Origin of the sequence: Burkholderia sp. BCC0506 (genome assembly GCF_902833145.1) — a bacterium.
Classification (GTDB): domain Bacteria; phylum Pseudomonadota; class Gammaproteobacteria; order Burkholderiales; family Burkholderiaceae; genus Burkholderia.
The window spans coordinates 40981-57455 of record NZ_CADFEN010000017.1 but is presented as its reverse complement, the minus strand read 5'-3'; the positions used below and the strand labels follow the sequence as shown (position 1 = coordinate 57455).

Here is a 16475-nt window from a genome sequence, read left to right as displayed (position 1 = left end):
TGTTTCCGGATCGCCGGGTCGTCAAAATGTTTTGTGATGCGAATCAACCGGGCGGCACGCTCGACCGGATGAAACGCGCTAGCCTTCAGCCGTGCGCCGAAAACATCCAACGCGCAAGCGTGACACGCAACGAACACGCAAGCGGCAACGAGTTGAAACAAAGCGTGACGAAGCGCAATTCCGCCGTGAAATCGCGGTTTTCGTCGCTGCCGATTCGTGCATCGACGAGTAAAATGGGGGGCCTGACGACTCATTAGCCGCCATCGGAGCGCCCGCGTTGCAACAGCGAACGGCTCCGCCGCGAAGAGGCGTCGGCGCCGGGCGCACGCGATGCGCCGGACGTGTCGATGGCTTGCGCGGAAGATGCGCCGCTCGCACCAGCAGCATGCGGCGGCCGGATCGGCCGATGGCTTCGAACGTATGATTCTTGCCCATTTGGCGCGGCGCTTTGCGAAGCCGCGTTGCCTCAGCCGTGCAGTCGCCGCATACGTGTGGCTCGCTGCCGCGGTGTCGATTTCCGCTCTCGCCGAACGACCTGCCTTTGCCGCGTCAGAGGCTCCGTCGTCCGCTCTGCAATCCTCATCTGTTGCGTCGCCTGCGTCGGCGGCCTCTCGTACGCAGCCGGCTTCGTCCGCGCATGCAGGGTCGGGTGCATCCGCCGCCGCGCCGACATCCGCCGCATCACACGCGAATCACGGGGACTCCGCGAGCGCGGCATCGGGTGCGTCGGCCGCTTCCGCAGCATCGGTTGCCGCGCCTGCATCGGCCGCATCCGGCACACCCGCGAGCGAGGCCGAGCCGCCTCCGCCGACCCCGCCGCGCCGGCATCCGCCGCTGTCGGCCGAAGAGGCGCAAGACGCGACGGCGCGCGCGCTCGACATGCGCAAGCGTTTCACGCAGGAAGTCACGCGACGCCTGAACGTGCCGGCGAGCGAGCAGCGCGCGTACGGCGAGCGGCTCCAGAAAGCGCTCGCCGACGCCGATCTCGGCGATCTCGCCGGCGAATACGTCGCGATGGTCGACCGCGCGCCGAACGTGCAGGCGCTGTTCGTCTACTTTCGTGCGACACCGGCCAATGCGTGGCTGATGATCGGCGCATCGCCGGTCGGCACCGGGCTGCCGGGCCAGTACGACCATTTTCTGACGCCGCTCGGCGTGTTCCATCATTCGCCCGACACGATGGATTTCCGTGCGGAAGGCACGACGAACGAGAACGGCATTCGCGGCTACGGCCGCCGCGACATGCGCATCTACGACTTCGGCTGGGTGGACGGCGAGCGCGGCTGGGGCAAGGGCGGCGTGTCGCCGATGCGCTTCCAGATGCATGCGACCGACCCCGACCGGCTCGAAGCGCTGCTCGGCATCCGCCACTCGAAGGGCTGCGTGCGGATTCCCGCATCGCTGAACACGTTCCTCGACCGGCATGGCCTGCTCGACGACGACTACCAGGCACGCGTCGAGGCCGGCAAGTCGCTGTGGGTGCTGCGTCGCGATCGCGACATCACGCCGATCGCGGGCCGCTACCTGGTCGTGATCGACAGCGCCCGCAAGACCCGCCCGGCCTGGTCGCCGTTGCCGGGGCGCGGCGCGTGGTCGAAGCTGCCGAAGAGCGGCGACACGGCGGACTGAGCGCCGTTCGTCGAGCACGGCAGGCGTGGAGATGAGAATAAATCCGTTTTATCCAGATATAAGGAAAGCAAACTTTTATTATCCGATCCGGGTTCGTATAGTCGAATCCAGTTTCGCGGAACCCTGCCGCGCCTGGCCCACCACCGACCACACGACCCGCATGAAAACTCTCTACAAGCTCGCTCCGCTCGCGATGCTCGGCGCCTTCGCGACCCATGCCTGCGCGCAAAGCAGCATCACGCTGTACGGCCTGATCTCGGCCGGCGTCGGGTTCGCGACGAACCAGGGCGGCAAGAACGCGTGGCAGGCGCTGTCCGGCACCAACCAGAACCCGCGCTGGGGGCTGAAGGGCAAGGAGGATCTCGGGCAGGGACTGTCCGCGGTGTTCCAGCTCGAGAACGGCTTCAACGTGATGACGGGCACGGCCGCGCAGAACGGCCGCGAGTTCGGGCGCATGGCGTACGTCGGGCTGGCCGATCGCACCTATGGCTCGCTGACCTTCGGCCGCCAGTACGACGCGATCCACGACTACATCGGGCCGGTGATCATCGCAAGCAACGGCGTGAACATCGGCGACAACGACAACGGCTACAACGACATCCGCGTGCAGCACTCGGTGAAGTACGTGAGCCCCGTCTACTACGGGCTGAAATTCACCGCGCTGTACGGCTTCAGCAATGCGACCGGTTTCGCGAACAACAGCGCGTACAGCTTCGGGCTCGGCTATGAGCGCGGCCCGCTGCGCTGGAGCGCGGTCTATGCGCAGTACAACCATCCGTACAGCGCGACGAACCAGGACGGCGCGATCGCGAACGACTACGCGTCGCCGCTGCTGATCTTCAGCAAGAGCGCGCTGTCGCCGGCCGCGTACGCGAGCCGGCAGCGAATCGCCGGCACGGGCGGCTTCTACACGATCGGCCGCGCGCAGTTCGCGGCGATGTTCACCGACGTGCGCTACGATTACCTCGATCATTCGCATCTGCACTTGCAGAACCTGGGCGTGAACGTCGTCTACACGATGACGCCGCAGCTCTTTCTCGGCGCCGCGTATGCGTTCACGAACGGCAAGTACGACGTGATCGACAAGCGGCCGAAATGGCATCAGGTGAACCTGCAGGCCGATTACTTCCTGTCCAAACGCACCGACGTCGCGCTGACGGTGATCGCGCAGCAGGCGGCCGGCGACGCGGATCATGCGCAGATTTTCGCGTATGCGCGTTCGACCGGCACGCGCCAGATGATGGCGACGCTCGGCGTCCGGCACGTTTTCTGAGCCCGACCATGACTCATCCGATCGCATCCCGCCGCACCTTCCTGAAACTGTCCGCCGCGCTGGCCGGCACCGCGCTGCTGCCCGAAACCGGCGCATTCGCGGCCGACGGCGACGCCGCGCGCCGCACGGTGATCATCGATACCGATCCGGGGCAGGACGACGCCATCGCGATCCTGTTCGCGCTCGGCGCGCAGGACCGGCTCGACGTGCGCGCGCTGACGGCCGTGGCGGGCAACGTGCCGCTCGACCTGACCGAACGCAATGCGCGGATCGTCCGCGACTGGGCCGGCCGCACGAAGACGCTGCCGGTGTATGCCGGCTGCCCGCGCCCGCTCGTGCGCGATCTCGTGACGGCCGCGAACGTGCATGGCAAGACGGGGCTCGAAGGCGTCGAACTGCACGAGCCGCGCGCGCCGCTCGCCGCCGGTCACGCGGTGTCGTACCTCGTCGACACGCTGAGCCGCGCGGCGCCGGGCAGCGTGACGCTGTGCGCGCTCGGCCCGCTGACCAACCTCGCGACCGCGCTGGTCGAGGCGCCGCAGATTCGCGCCGCGCTGCGCGAGATCGTGCTGATGGGCGGCGCGTTCTTCGAGCGCGGCAACATTACGCCGGCCGCCGAGTTCAACATCTACGTCGATCCGCAGGCGGCGGAAGTCGTGTTCGGCAGCGGCGTGCCGATCGTCGTGCTGCCGCGCGACGTCGCGGTGAAGGCGCCGATCACGCCGGCGCGCGTCGCGCCGTTGCGCGCGCTCGGCAATCGCTGCGGCGCGATCGTCGCGGACATCATGGATGCCGAACTTGCATACAACAGGAAGCGGCGCGGGATCGACGACGCGCCGATGTACGACCCGACGGCCGTCGGTTATCTCGTCGATCCGACGCTGTTCGGCGGACGCAAGGTGAACGTGGCGGTCGAGACGACCGGGCAGTGGACGCTCGGCGAGACGATCGTCGACTGGAACGGGCGCAGCGGCCGTGCGGCGAACGCGACGTGGATCAACGAGGTCGACGCGGACCGCTTCTACGCGACGCTCGTCGAGCGCATCGCGAAGCTGCCCTGAGCGCGGGGGGCCGGGCGCGGCGAACGGAATCAGATGTGCTTCGCGATCCACTCGCGGCATGCCCGCACGTGCGGGCCGCGATCGTCGGCGGCGAGCGAGATCAGCGAGATCGCGCGCGTGACGCGCGGTTTGTCGACGCGCAGCGCGACGAGTTCGGGATCGTGCAGATGCATCGTATAGAGACTCGGCAGTACGGCGATCGCGAGGCCATTGCGCGCGAGCGCATAGAGCGGCTCCGTGTATTCCATCCGGTACGCGACGTTCAGGCGCAGCTTTTCGGCGCCGCCGGTGCGATGCAGCGATTCGCTGACGCTGCCGCGCACGAACACCGCGAGTTCGCGATCGACGAGCTTCGCCCACGTGACGCTCTTCGCGCGGGCCAGCGGATCGTCGTGCCGCACGACGATCACGATTTCGTCCTCGAACAGTTGCCGGTAGCGCAGCGTGCCGTCGTCGCCGTCGGGTTCGCGCACGCCGATGCCGAGATCCGCGACGCCGTCGCGCACCGCTTCGACGAGCGCGCTGTTCGGCAGGTCGGTGAGCGTGAAGCGCAGCGTCGGGTGCGTGCCGCGCAGTGTGTTGAGCGCGGGCAGCAGGCGGCCCGCGACCGACGGAATGAACGCGATGCGCACGGTCTGGATGCGTTCGCCGATGAGCCGCGTCATGTCGTCGAAGGTGCCGCGCGCCTGGTTCAGCAGGCGTTCGGCGAGCGGCAGCACGGCCTCGCCCGCCGTGGTCAGCGTGAGCCGGTGCGCGGTGCGTGCGAACAGGCGGCCGCCGAGCAGGAACTCGATCTGTCGGATCGACGCGGTGAGCGCGGGCTGCGTGAGCGACAGCGACTGCGCAGCCTGCGTGAAGCTGCGTGCATGCGCAAGGACGACGAAATGCTGGACCTGCCGCAACGTGAGTGCGGGCAACAGCGACGAGCGATCGGACGACATCGGAACGGGACGGGCGGGATGCGGTACGCGGCAGTATAAGACCGTGCTGCACGAACCGACACAGGACAATATTCGGAATCACGGGAGAACCACCATGTCAGCGACTGACACGATACCGGCGCGTGCGCCGGCCAACTGGCTCGAGCGCCGCTTCGCGCTCGCCGCGCGCGGCACCAGCGTGCGCACCGAGACGATCGCGGGCGTCACGTCGTTTCTCGCGGCCGCGTACCTGCTCGTCGTGATTCCGTCGCTGCTCGCGACGGGCGGGATGGAGCGCGGCGCGGCGACCACCGCGACGATCGTCGTGTTCGTGCTGTTCACCGCGCTGATGGGGCTGTATGCGAACCTGCCGTTCCTCGTCGGCCCGGGTATCGGCGGCTCGGTGATCATCGGCGTGACGCTCGCGACGACCGAGCACGTCGGCTGGCAGACGGGCCTCGGCATCGCGTGCGTGTCGGGCGTGCTGTTCTTCCTGCTGACGATACTCGGCGCACGCGGCGTCGTGGTGCGGCTGATTCCGGTGCAGATCAAGCTCGGGCTCGGCGCGTCGATCGGGCTGTTCGTCACGATGCTCGGGCTGCGCAATGCGGGGATGGTCGTCGCGAACGCGAAGACGAACGCGTTCGCGCTCGGCGATTTCTCGCGGCCGGGTGCGCTTGTCGCGCTGATCGGCCTCGCGGTGGCGATCGTGCTGCAGGCGCGCAAGGTGCCCGGCGCGATCCTGATCGCGATTCTCGTCGCGGCCGCGGCCGGCGTGCCGCTCGGCGTCACGCGCCTGCCCGCGTCGTTCGTGTCGCTGCCGCACGGCATCGCGCCGATCGCGTTCAAGCTCGATATCGGCAGCGCGTTGAGCCTGGCCGCCGCGCCGTACCTGTTCGCGTTCTTCGCGGCGGAGTTCTTCTCGACGCTCGGCACCGCGCTCGCGGTCGGTGCGAAGGCGAACCTGCTCGACGAACAGGGCAACCTGCCGAACATCAACCGGCCGTTTCTCGTCGATTCGCTCGCCGCGACGCTCGGGCCGGTGTTCGGCATTCCCGCGCTGACCGCGCTGATCGAATCGGCGGCCGGCGTCGAGGCGGGCGGTCGCAGCGGCCTGTCGTCGCTGGCTGCCGCCGTGCTGTTCGCCGCGATGCTGCTGTTCGTGCCGGTCGCACTCGCGATCCCGAAGGAGGCCACCGCGCCAGCGCTGATCCTGATCGGGCTGTCGATGTTCGCGACGATTCGCCATACGCATTTCGACGACTTCACCGATGCGCTGCCCGTGATGTCGATGGTGCTGCTCACGCTGATGTCGAACAGCTTCGGCACCGGCATTGCAGGCGGGCTGCTGTGCTACGTGCTCGTCAAGCTGCTGGCCGGCCGCTGGCGCGACGTGTCGTGGGGGCTCGTCGTGCTCGCGATTCCGCTCGGCTATTACTTCTGGACCGTCGTGAAGCCGCACTGAGAGACGGCTTCGCGACGCAATGGCACTACCGAAACGAGACTGACATGAAGGCAACACCAGGCAACGTCCCGGCCGCCCGCACGGGCATCGACATCACGCCGGCCCATCGGGCCTTCTTCCACGCGCTGCCGAAGGTCGAGCTGCATTGCCACCTGCTCGGCGCGGTGCGGCACGACACGTTCGTCGCGCTCGCGCAGCGCAGCGGCGCGCCGATCGAGCGCGCGGAGATCGACGCGTTCTATGCGCGCGGCGAGAAGCCGGTCGGCGTGCTGCACGTGCTGCGCGCGCTCGACAAGTATCTGCTGACGCAACCCGACGATCTGCGTCGGATCGCATACGAGTATCTGGAAGACGCGGCCGCGCACAACGTGCGGCATGCGGAATTCTTCTGGAATCCGACGGGAACGGTGCGTGTATCGGGTATCGCGTATACGGACGCGCAGGCGGCGATCGTGACGGCGATCCGCGATGCCGCGCGTGATTTCGGGATCGGCGCGCGCCTGATTCCGAGCATCGACCGCGAGCAGGACCCCGACGAAGCGGTGGCGATCGTCGAGTGGATGAAGGCGAATCGCGCGGACGAAGTCGCGGGGCTCGGCATCGACTATCGCGAGAACGACCGGCCGCCGGAACTGTTCTGGAAGGCGTACCGCAACGCGCGTGCGGCCGGCTTTCGCACGACCGCGCACGCGGGCGAGTTCGGGATGCCGTGGCGCAACGTCGAGACGGCCGTCGATCTGCTGCAGGTGGACCGCGTCGATCACGGCTATACGATCGTCGACAACCCCGAGCTGTGCGCGCGCTACGCGGAGCGCGGGATCGTGTTTACCGTCGTGCCGACGAATTCGTATTACCTGCGCACGCTGCCGCCGGAGCAATGGGCCGCGCTGCATCCGATGCGCAAGATGCCGGGCCTCGGATTGAAGATTCATCCGAACACCGACGATCCGACGCTGCACAAGGTCAACCCGAGCGAGGCGTGGGAGCTGATGTTCAGCCATTTCGGCTTCACCGTGGGCGAGTTGAAGCAATTCATGCTGAACGGGATCGACGGTGCATGGGTCGATGACGCGACGAGGGCCGCGTGGCGCGCGGCATGGGCGCCGGAGTTCGATGCGCTCGCCGCAACGCTTGCGGCGGGCTGAGCGCATTTCCTGGCGGAACCCGCCGCCGTCGCGCTCAGCGGAACAACCTGAGCCAGTCGAACAGCCCTGAATGCTGCGGCGCGCGCCGCTTCGGCGCCGGCGCGCTGCGCGGCCGGAAGTCAGGCGAGAACTGCACGTGCGGATCGATCGCTCGCGCGCGCAGCGCCGCGTCGTAAAACGAGCCGACGATCGGCAGCGCGCTGTGCGCGCCCGCGCCCCAGTAGTCGCTGCGCAGCGTCACGCTGCCGTCGTCGAAGCCGACCCACGCGCCGGCCACCAGTTGCGGATGCATCAGGATGAACCAGCCGTCCGTGTTGTCCTGCGTCGTGCCGGTCTTGCCCGCGACGTCGATGCGAATCCCGTAGCGCGAGCGGATGTCCGCGCCGGTTCCGTAATCGACGACGCCGCGCATCGCGTCGACGAGCGTCTGCGCGGCGGCCACCGGCAACGCACGCTCGGGCGGCGCGCTGCCGAACGCGGCGAGCACCTTGCCGTCGCGATCCTCGATACGCGTGATCATCTGCGGCGCCACGTACACGCCGCGGTTCGCGATCGTGCCGTACGCGGACACCATTTCCTTCAGCGTGACGGGGCTCGTGCCGAGCGCGAGCGACGGCACCGCGTCGAGCGGACTGTCGCGCACGCCCATCGCGCGGGCGAGCTGCGCAACCTTCGCGGCGCCTTCATGCTGCATGACCTGCGCGGTGATGCGATTGCGCGACAGCGCCAGCCCGTCGCGCAGCGTCATCGGTTCGCCGGTCGGCGGTTCCGCATCGGTCGGCCGCCACACGGCGCGGCCGTCCACCGGGATCGCGACGGGGCGGTCGACGAACGTGTCGCCCGGCCGCATGCCGTCCGCGAACGCGGCGCCATAGACGAACGGCTTGAACGTCGAGCCCGGCTGGCGCCGCGCCTGTACCACGTGATCGAACGGCTCGCTGCCGAAGTCGGGGCTGCCGACCCACGCGCGGATCGCGCCGTTGCGCGGATCGATCGCGACGAAGCCGGCCTGCACCTGCGTCTTGCGCTCGCACAGCACCCGCACGAATTCGCGGTTCGCGCCGAGCTGCTTGACCGCGACCACGTCGGCGAGCCCGGCGTCGCGCGCCTGGCGATACTCGGGCGTCTGCCGGATGAAGCCGCGGAACAGGTCGTTGCGCAGCCCGCAGCCGGCCGGCCCGCGCCATGCGCTGTCGGCGATCGCCTGCAGCCGTTCGGTCTGCCGCGTCAACGCCTGCGTGGCCATCTCCTGCAACCGCGCATCGAGCGTCGTGCGTACGACGAGCCCGTCCGAGTAGAGATCGTAGTTGTTGCGGTCGGCCCACGCGATCAGCCACTTGCGCAGTTGCACCGCGAAATGCGGCGCGAGGCCCGGCTGCGCGGTCTGCGGTTCGAAGTCGACGCGCAGCGGCTGGCGTTGCAGTTTCGCGAGCTGTTGCGGCGACAGCATGCCCGTCTGCGCCATGCGGCCGAGCACGATGTTGCGCCGCTGGACCGCGCGTTCCGGATTCAGCACCGGGTTGTAGTAGCTGTTGCCCTTCAACATACCGACGAGCGTCGCGCTTTCCGCGAGGTCGAGCTGGTCCGCCGACTTGCCGAAGTAGGTGCGCGCGGCCATTTCGACGCCGTACGCGTTGTACAGGAACGGCACGGTATTCAGGTAGGTTTCGAGAATCTCGTCCTTGCTGTACACAGCTTCGATCTTGAACGCGGTGATCAGCTCCTTCACCTTGCGCGTGAGCGTCGGCGCGCGGCCGACTTCGTCGGGATACAGGTTGCGCGCGAGCTGCTGCGTGATCGTCGAGCCGCCCTGGCGGTCGCCGGAGAACGTATGCAGGCCGGCGGCGAGCGTGCGGCGCCAGTCGATGCCGTGATGCGCGTAGAAGCGGTGATCCTCGGTCGCGATCAGCGCGTCGACCATGTGCGGCGAGATCTGCTTGAGCGGCACCCATTCGCGGTTCACGGGCCGGAATTCGGCGATCAGCCGGCCGTCGGCCGACAGCACGCGCGCCGGGCGGTCGATGCGCGCCTTGCGGATGTCGCCGATGCTCGGCGTGAACGGCACGAACGCGAGCAGGACCAGCAGGCCCAGCACCGGGATCGCGGCGAGCGTCAGCGCGACGCCGCGCCGGGTGGGATGGCGCAGTCGATGCAGCGCGCCGGCACCCAGCGCGCGAAGGCGTGCGCGGCTCGCGGCGGCGAGCGGCGCGACCCGGGCGCGGCAACGGAGCCACGCGTGTCGGAGAAACGGCACGAAGCGATTCAAGGCGGCAGGAGCGCGGAGGGAAGACGCGCGATCCTAGCAAACGGAACCCCGGTGCCGATGGCCGAAACGGCCGTTTGCTTGCAGGATTTACAGACGATTACGTTTGTTGCCCGCCGACAACCTTTTACCGCGCGCGGGCCCGCGATTCCACCGACGAAACCACGTCCGCGAGCCGCTGCGCGGCCGCTTCCATCTGCGCGCGGCCGAATCCGCCGAAGCCGAGCACGAGCCCCGGCCGGGCCGTGCCGGGCGCGAACATCGGCGACACCGCGCGCACCGCGACGCCGGCCTGGGCCGCGCGCGCGACCACGTCGAGATCGTCGATGCCTGCCGCGAGCCACAGCACGACGTGCATCCCCTGGTCGCCCGGCTGCACCCACGCGCGCTCGCGCGGCAGCCGCGCGCCGAGCGTGTCGATCAGCAGCGCGCGCTGTTCCGCATAGACGCCGCGCACGCGGCGGATGTGGCGGTCGAGATGGCCTTCGGCGATGAACGCGGCGAGCACGTGCTGGTCGGCGGTCGGCGCGTGGCGATCCATCAGCACGCGCGCGCCGCAGAACGCGGGCACGAGATCGTCGGGCGCGATCACGTAGCCCAGTCGCAGCGACGGAAACAGGATCTTGCTGAAGGTGCCGAGATAGATCACGCGATCGGGCGCGAGGCCCTGCAGCGACGGGAACGGATAGCCTTCGTAACGCAATTCGCTGTCGTAGTCGTCTTCGACGATCCATGCGCGATGCGTGCGGGCCCATGCCAGCAGCGCATTGCGCCGCGCCATGCTGAGCGGCATGCCGAGCGGGTACTGATGCGACGGCGTGACGAACGCGGCGCGCGCATCGGGCGCGACGCGAATGCCGGCGTCGACGTCGAGGCCGTCGGCGTCGACCGGCACGCGCACCATCGCGTCGCGCCGCCCGGTGCTTTCGAGCAGCGCGGTGATGCCGCGATAGGCCGGATTCTCGACCCACGCGCGGTCGTTTTCACCGAGCAGCACCTGGCTCGCGAGATGCAGCCCCTGCTGCGTGCCGCTCGTGATCACGACCTGGCCGGCATCGCAGCGCACCGAGCGAGACCGGCGCACGTAATCGGCGATCGCTTCGCGCAGCGGCAGCGCGCCTTGCGGGTCGGCATAGCCGGACGGTGCGCCGGGGCCGCGCGCGCGCAGGCGATTGCCGAGCCGGCGCCAGATGTCGTCGGGCGCGGTGAGGCCGAGCGGCACCGAGATCGCGAACGGCATCGCCGGCAGCGGGCTGAATTCGGTGGCAAGCCGCGCGAAGGCGGCGGCCGGTTCGGGCAGGGCGTCGCGTACCGGGCGTTGATGGCGGGTGGTTGGTTCGGGGTCGCCGACGGGTGGCGGTTCCGCGAGTGCGTGCGCGACCCGCGTACCCGCACCGCCGCGCGATTCGAGAAAGCCTTCCGCGATGAGCTGCGCATACGCATCGACGACGGTGCCGCGCGCCACCTGCAGCGACGCCGCCAGCAGCCGCGTGGAAGGCAGCGTGTCGCCGGGGCGGACGTCGCCGCGGCGCACCGCGTCGCGCAATGCCTGCGCGAGTTGCCGGCTCAGGTCGCCGGCCGCGCGGTCGAGCGCGCCGAGCGACGGGATTTCGACGATCCGGGCCGTTCTTGCCATGATTCTGGTCTGCTGAAATTGTTTCAAACCGGCTCTACAGAATAAACCAGTTTGAGACCACAATCGACGCATGACGGGCCACCCGCGCCCGATTCCCACCCCGTCCGTCCGTGGAGCCGACATGTACATCCCCGCCGATTACAACGAACCCAACCCCGACGCGCTGCGCGAGCTGATCGTGCAGCATCCGTTCGGCAGCCTGATCACGCACGGCAAGAGCGGGCTCGATGCGATCCACCTGCCGTTCGAGCTGATACGCGACGACGGCGGGCTCGGCGAACTGCATGCTCACGTCGCGCGCGCGAATCCGGTCTGGCAGGACGTCGCGGACGGCGACGAGGTGCTCGTGATCTTCCGCGCGGGCGACGCGTACATCTCGCCGACCTGGTATCCGAGCAAGCAGGCGACGCACCGGGCGGTGCCGACGTGGAACTACCGGGTCGTGCATGCGCACGGCCGCATCACGGTGCGCGACGACGAGAAGTTCGTGCGCGGCGTGGTCGCGCGGCTGACGCGCACGCACGAAGCGTCGCAACCCGTGCCGTGGAAGATGGGCGACGCGCCGCCGGACTACATGGACGCGATGCTGCAATCGATCGTCGGGCTGCAGATCGGGATCACGCAGCTCATCGGCAAGCGCAAGCTCGGGCAGAACAAGCCCGAGGCCGACATTCGCGGCGCGGGCGAGGCGCTGGTCGCGCACGGCAATCTCGCGATCGGCGAGGCGATGCTGGCGGAGGCCGACGCGAAGCGCACCTGAGCGCATGAGGGCCGCGGCGCGCGAGCGAATCTCGCGCCCGCGCCCCGTTCGGGTCACTGCGTGCGCGCCGCACCCTTCATGCCTTCCTCCGCCTGCGCAAGCGCTGCCCGAATCGCGGCCTCCGTCTTGTCGTACCCGCCTTCGCCATAACGCGTATAGACGATCTTGCCGTTCGCATCGATCAGGTACAGCGCGGGCCAGTACTGGTTGCCGTACGCGCGCCAGGTGTCGTAGCGGTTGTCCTGCGCGACCGGATACCGGATGTCGAAGCGCTTGATCGCATCGGCGACGTTCTTCGCGTCGCGTTCGAACGGATATTCCGGCGTGTGCACGCCGACCACGACGAGCCCCTGGTCGCGATACTTCCGGTACCAGTCGTTCACGTACGGAATCGTATGAATGCAGTTGATGCACGAGTACGTCCAGAAATCGACGAGCACGACCTTGCCGCGCAACTGGTCGAGCGTCAGCGGCGCGCTGTTGTGCCAGCGCTCGATGCCGGTGAAGCCGGGCGCGGCCATGCCGGCCGGCGATGCCTGCACGGCCGTGTCGTCGCGGGTGCCGGCGAAGGCGGCGAGCCCGGCCGTGGCGGCGAGGGCGATGACGAGGGCGGCGGTCTTGAGTCGGGGCAGCATGGCGTTCTCCTGATCTTTGCGGGCCGCGGCGCGAGGGCGGCGGCCGGCGGGTTTCGACAGGCCCCATTAGGCGGCGCCGACGTATCTGCGATGTGTCCGGCCGGCCGCGCGTGTGCAATGTTGTGTGTCGCCACGGCAGCGGGATACATTGGGATACAAACGCGTGCCCGCCGTGCGGTATAAAGGCGGACATCGCCCCGCACGAACCCCGACACCGATACCGGCAACGACTCATGGACAAGATCGACCACGTGCTGATCGTCGACGACGATCGCGCGATCCGCGAACTGATCGCGGACTACCTGGAGAAGAACGGCATGCGCGTGTCGCTGGCCGCGAACGGCCGCGAGATGCGCAACGTGCTGGACGACGGCGCGCCCGACCTGATCGTGCTCGACCTGATGCTGCCCGGCGAGGACGGCCTGACGCTGTGCCGCGACCTGCGTGCCGGCAAGTTCCGCACGGTACCGGTGCTGATGCTGACCGCACGCGGCGAGGAAACCGACCGCATCATCGGTCTCGAGATGGGCGCCGACGACTACCTGGCCAAGCCGTTCGCGGTGCGCGAGCTGCTCGCGCGGATCCGCTCGGTGCTGCGCCGCGCGCGCATGCTGCCGCCCGGCATGCAGGTGACGGAAACGGCCGCGCTGCTCGCGTTCGGCGAATGGCAGCTCGACACGACCGGGCGCCACCTGCTCGACGCGGACGGCACGCTGGTCGCGCTGAGCGGCGCCGAATACCGGCTGCTGCGCGTGTTCCTCGACAACCCGCAGCGCGTGCTGACGCGCGACCAGTTGCTCAACCTCACGCAAGGGCGTCAGTCCGATCCGTTCGACCGCTCGATCGACCTGCTGGTGAGCCGGCTGCGCCAGCGCTTGCGCGACGGCGCGCGCGAACCGCGCTACATCAAGACGCTGCGCAACGAGGGCTACGTGTTCTCGTCGGCCGTGACCGCCGTCGACGGTACGCCATGAGCGCGCGCACGCCGTGGCACTGGCCACGTTCGCTGTTCGCGCGGCTCGCGCTGATCCTGTGCGTGGGCCTCGCGCTCGCGCAGACGCTGTCGTTCTGGATCACCGTGACCGAGCGCGACCAGGCGACCACGAACCTGATGATGGGCTACATCGAGCGCGAGGTCGCAAGCTCGGTCGCGCTGCTCGACCATCTGCCGCCGGCCGAGCGGACGGCCTGGCTGCCGCGTCTCGCGCGGCGCAGCTATGCGTTCATCCTCGGGCCCGGCGAGACCGGCACGCCGCCGGAAGCGCGGCTGTCGGCGCGCGTCGAGCGCTCGATCTCGGACGGCATCGGCGGCGACTACCCGCTGACCGCGAATTCGATCCCCGGCGACCGCGAGCATCTGCAGGTGCACCTGCGGCTGACCGACGGCTCGCCGCTGACGATCGACATCCATCCGATGTCGACCGTGCCGCTGTCGGGCTGGCTGCCGGCCGTGCTCGTGGTGCAGCTCGCGGTGCTGGCCGCGTGCTGCTGGATCGCGGTGCGACTCGCGACGCGGCCGCTCAAGCAGCTCGCGCAGGCCGCCGACGCGCTGGGCCCCGACCTGAAGGGCGAGCGTCTGAGCGAGGAGGGGCCGTCGGAAGTCGCGCGCGCCGCGCGGGCCTTCAACGCGATGCAGGACCGCATCGCGCAATACATGGCCGAGCGCATGCAGATCCTCGCGTCGATTTCGCACGATCTGCAGACGCCGATCACGCGGATGCGGCTGCGCGTCGACGTGATGGACGACGACGCGCAGGGCGGAAAGCTGCGCCAGGACCTGCTCGAGATGGAGCATCTGGTGAAGGAGGGCGTCGCGTACGCGCGGACGCTGCACGGCACCGAGGAGGCCGCGCGCCGCATCGATCTCGACGCGCTGCTCGACAGCATCGTGTGCGACTACACGGATGCGGGGCAGGACGTCGCGCTGCACAGCCGCGCGCCGCTCGCGCTCGTCACGCGGCCGAAGGCGCTGCGCCGCATCGTCGGCAACCTGGTGGACAACGCGCTGAAGTTCGCGGGTGCGGCCGAGATCGACGTGCGGGCGGCGCCGGACGGCGGCGCGGTGATCGCCGTGCTCGACCGCGGGCCCGGGATCCCGGAGGATCAGCTCGACGCGGTGTTCGAGCCGTTCCGGCGCGTGGAGACCTCGCGCAATCGCGAGACGGGCGGCACGGGGCTCGGCCTCGCGATCGCGCGGCAGCTCGCGCTTGCGATGGGCGGCTCGCTCACGTTGCACAACCGGCCCGACGGCGGCGGGCTCGAAGCGAGGCTGACGCTGAGGAACGCGGGATGACGCGGCAGGGCGTGCGGGTCAGCAGCGGCCGGTGCGCAGCGCGACGGACCAGTCGTCGCGCCCGCGCGTGGCCGCGACGGCGGCGGCCGTGTGCCAGTCGTATTCGACCGCATGGAATTCGACGTTCCAGCCGGCCGCCGTACGCGACACCATCGCGTAACGCGCATGCGGCGAGCCGGTCTCGATCCGGTGCGGATGCGGCAGATCGTCCGCGTACGCCTGCAGCCCGACGCTGCCGGGATTGACGATCAGCCGGCCGTCGTCGAGCTTGGCGGTGCGCGGCACGTGCGTGTGGCCGCACAGGATCAGCGAGGCCGCCGTGTCGCCCGCGCGCTGCGCGACTTCGTCGGGCGTGGCCGCGCGGCAGCCGTCGGGCGTGACCGTTTCGAGGAAATAGACGAGGTCGCTCGCCGGCGTGCCGTGCACCATCAGCACGTCGCCGTCGAGCGTCAGGCGTTCGGGCAGCGCGGCGATCCACGTGCGGTGCTCGGCGCGCAGCGTGTCGTGCGCCCAGCGATCGGACAGCCCCATCGCGTCGCGTTCGAACGTCAGCAATTGCCGCTCGTGATTGCCCTTGATGGTCGGCAGGTCGAGCGCGATCAGGCGATCGGCCGTCTCGGCCGGATGGAGCGCCCCCGACACGATGTCGCCGAGATTGACGATCACGTCGGCGCCGCGGCGGCGCACGTCGTCGAGCACCGCGTCGAGCGCGGCGAGGTTGCCGTGGATGTCGGAGAGCGCGGCGATTTTCATGGCGGCAGGTCGATGAGGGGAACGGCGATTGTCGCCAATTCGGCGCGGGTCGTCCAATCGCGTCGCGGCGTCGGCGGCCGATGCCGCGGCGGGCACGTCAATCGGTCGCGAGCCGCGCGTACATCGCGAAATCGCCCGGCGTGCCGCGCACCATCTTGTAGGCGCGCAGCAGCCCTTCGTAGCGGTAGCCGCACTTCTGCAGCACGCGCGCGGAGCCCGCATTACTCGTCAGCACGACGGCCTGCATGCGCATGAAGCCGCCGTGCGCGAACGCCCACGCGGTGACGGCCTCGCACACCGCGCTCGCGATACCGCGCCCCCAGTGCGACGGCGCGAGGTCGTACGCGATCTCCGCCGAGCGGTTCACGGTGGACACCGTATGCAGCCCGATCGTCCCGGCGAGCGCGCCCGACGCGGTGTCGACGATCGCGAGACGCCGGATCGAATCCGGATCGGCCGATTCGATGTTGTCGAACAGCGGCAGCAGATCGTCGGGCGAGCGCAGGTTCCAGCTCGTGTGGCGAAAGACGTCGGGGTTCGACAGGTACACATACCACGCATCGAGGTCCGCGCGCTCGAGTTGCCGGAGCGACAGGCCGGGGAGGCCGGCGCGGGGCGGCTGGTCGATTTTCACCGGAGCGT

At 69.2% G+C, this 16475-nt stretch carries 14 protein-coding genes; 8 read left to right on the top strand and 6 right to left on the bottom strand.

Going from position 1 to position 16475, the window contains the following annotated elements; translation table 11 throughout:
* The first annotated feature begins 330 nt into the window (after positions 1–330).
* The 3 genes from HWX62_RS30240 (at position 331) to HWX62_RS30230 (ending at position 3963) form a co-directional block, all read left to right on the top strand.
* Positions 331–1629, top strand: a complete 1299-nt coding sequence (locus tag HWX62_RS30240; protein ID WP_175932755.1) for a hypothetical protein — start codon at positions 331–333, stop codon at positions 1627–1629.
* 160 nt (positions 1630–1789) lie between these two features.
* Entirely contained in the window at positions 1790–2902 is a 1113-nt protein-coding gene (locus HWX62_RS30235) for a porin (protein WP_175932756.1), read from the top strand.
* Positions 2903–2910: 8 nt separating this feature from the next.
* On the top strand, positions 2911–3963 hold the full coding sequence (locus tag HWX62_RS30230; RefSeq protein ID WP_175932757.1) for a nucleoside hydrolase: 1053 nt from the start codon (positions 2911–2913) through the stop codon (positions 3961–3963).
* 29 nt (positions 3964–3992) lie between these two features.
* Here the strand turns inward: HWX62_RS30230 and HWX62_RS30225 are convergent, their stop codons facing one another.
* The gene (locus HWX62_RS30225) at positions 3993–4904 is read right to left on the bottom strand and encodes a LysR family transcriptional regulator (RefSeq protein WP_175932758.1); all 912 of its coding nucleotides are present in this window, start codon (positions 4902–4904) and stop codon (positions 3993–3995) included.
* A gap of 94 nt (positions 4905–4998) precedes the next feature.
* On the opposite strand from HWX62_RS30225, the gene HWX62_RS30220 reads away from it, so the two are divergent.
* Complete coding sequence (locus HWX62_RS30220; RefSeq protein ID WP_175932759.1) at positions 4999–6348, top strand: NCS2 family permease; 1350 nt, start codon at positions 4999–5001, stop codon at positions 6346–6348.
* A gap of 44 nt (positions 6349–6392) precedes the next feature.
* Positions 6393–7493: an adenosine deaminase gene (gene add, locus HWX62_RS30215; RefSeq protein ID WP_175932760.1), complete on the top strand. Its 1101-nt coding sequence runs from the start codon at positions 6393–6395 to the stop codon at positions 7491–7493.
* Positions 7494–7527: 34 nt separating this feature from the next.
* Here the strand turns inward: add and HWX62_RS30210 are convergent, their stop codons facing one another.
* Both HWX62_RS30210 and HWX62_RS30205 read right to left on the bottom strand, forming a co-directional pair.
* Positions 7528–9759: a transglycosylase domain-containing protein gene (locus HWX62_RS30210; RefSeq protein ID WP_175932761.1), complete on the bottom strand. Its 2232-nt coding sequence runs from the start codon at positions 9757–9759 to the stop codon at positions 7528–7530.
* A 124-nt stretch (positions 9760–9883) separates the two neighbouring features.
* Positions 9884–11392 (bottom strand): PLP-dependent aminotransferase family protein, encoded by a 1509-nt coding sequence (locus HWX62_RS30205; protein WP_175932762.1) that lies wholly within the window; start codon positions 11390–11392, stop codon positions 9884–9886.
* A gap of 121 nt (positions 11393–11513) precedes the next feature.
* On the opposite strand from HWX62_RS30205, the gene HWX62_RS30200 reads away from it, so the two are divergent.
* Complete coding sequence (locus HWX62_RS30200) at positions 11514–12152, top strand: FMN-binding negative transcriptional regulator (protein ID WP_175932763.1); 639 nt, start codon at positions 11514–11516, stop codon at positions 12150–12152.
* A 53-nt stretch (positions 12153–12205) separates the two neighbouring features.
* On the opposite strand, the gene HWX62_RS30195 is transcribed toward HWX62_RS30200, so the two are convergent.
* On the bottom strand, positions 12206–12787 hold the full coding sequence (locus HWX62_RS30195; protein WP_175932764.1) for a thioredoxin family protein: 582 nt from the start codon (positions 12785–12787) through the stop codon (positions 12206–12208).
* Between the two features lie 233 nt (positions 12788–13020).
* On the opposite strand from HWX62_RS30195, the gene HWX62_RS30190 reads away from it, so the two are divergent.
* Both HWX62_RS30190 and HWX62_RS30185 read left to right on the top strand, forming a co-directional pair.
* Entirely contained in the window at positions 13021–13761 is a 741-nt protein-coding gene (locus HWX62_RS30190) for a response regulator (RefSeq protein ID WP_175932765.1), read from the top strand.
* Positions 13758–15080, top strand: a complete 1323-nt coding sequence (locus HWX62_RS30185) for an ATP-binding protein (RefSeq protein ID WP_175932766.1) — start codon at positions 13758–13760, stop codon at positions 15078–15080. The genes HWX62_RS30190 and HWX62_RS30185 overlap by 4 nt, the downstream gene beginning before the upstream one ends.
* 18 nt (positions 15081–15098) lie before the next feature.
* Here the strand turns inward: HWX62_RS30185 and HWX62_RS30180 are convergent, their stop codons facing one another.
* Entirely contained in the window at positions 15099–15833 is a 735-nt protein-coding gene (locus HWX62_RS30180) for a metallophosphoesterase family protein (protein WP_175932767.1), read from the bottom strand.
* Positions 15834–15930: 97 nt separating this feature from the next.
* On the bottom strand, positions 15931–16467 hold the full coding sequence (locus HWX62_RS30175) for a GNAT family protein (RefSeq protein WP_175932768.1): 537 nt from the start codon (positions 16465–16467) through the stop codon (positions 15931–15933).
* Positions 16468–16475 lie beyond the last annotated feature (8 nt).

What these genes read in the sequence shown, in the direction of transcription:
- HWX62_RS30240 (WP_175932755.1), top strand. Translation starts at nt 331, where the DNA reads ATGCGCCGGACGTGTCGATGGCTTGCGCGGAAGATGCGCCGCTCGCAC.
- HWX62_RS30235 (WP_175932756.1), top strand. Translation starts at nt 1,790, where the DNA reads ATGAAAACTCTCTACAAGCTCGCTCCGCTCGCGATGCTCGGCGCCTTC.
- HWX62_RS30230 (WP_175932757.1), top strand. Translation starts at nt 2,911, where the DNA reads ATGACTCATCCGATCGCATCCCGCCGCACCTTCCTGAAACTGTCCGCC.
- HWX62_RS30225 (WP_175932758.1), bottom strand. Translation starts at nt 4,904, where the DNA reads ATGTCGTCCGATCGCTCGTCGCTGTTGCCCGCACTCACGTTGCGGCAG.
- HWX62_RS30220 (WP_175932759.1), top strand. Translation starts at nt 4,999, where the DNA reads ATGTCAGCGACTGACACGATACCGGCGCGTGCGCCGGCCAACTGGCTC.
- add (WP_175932760.1), top strand. Translation starts at nt 6,393, where the DNA reads ATGAAGGCAACACCAGGCAACGTCCCGGCCGCCCGCACGGGCATCGAC.
- HWX62_RS30205 (WP_175932762.1), bottom strand. Translation starts at nt 11,392, where the DNA reads ATGGCAAGAACGGCCCGGATCGTCGAAATCCCGTCGCTCGGCGCGCTC.
- HWX62_RS30200 (WP_175932763.1), top strand. Translation starts at nt 11,514, where the DNA reads ATGTACATCCCCGCCGATTACAACGAACCCAACCCCGACGCGCTGCGC.
- HWX62_RS30195 (WP_175932764.1), bottom strand. Translation starts at nt 12,787, where the DNA reads ATGCTGCCCCGACTCAAGACCGCCGCCCTCGTCATCGCCCTCGCCGCC.
- HWX62_RS30190 (WP_175932765.1), top strand. Translation starts at nt 13,021, where the DNA reads ATGGACAAGATCGACCACGTGCTGATCGTCGACGACGATCGCGCGATC.
- HWX62_RS30185 (WP_175932766.1), top strand. Translation starts at nt 13,758, where the DNA reads ATGAGCGCGCGCACGCCGTGGCACTGGCCACGTTCGCTGTTCGCGCGG.
- HWX62_RS30180 (WP_175932767.1), bottom strand. Translation starts at nt 15,833, where the DNA reads ATGAAAATCGCCGCGCTCTCCGACATCCACGGCAACCTCGCCGCGCTC.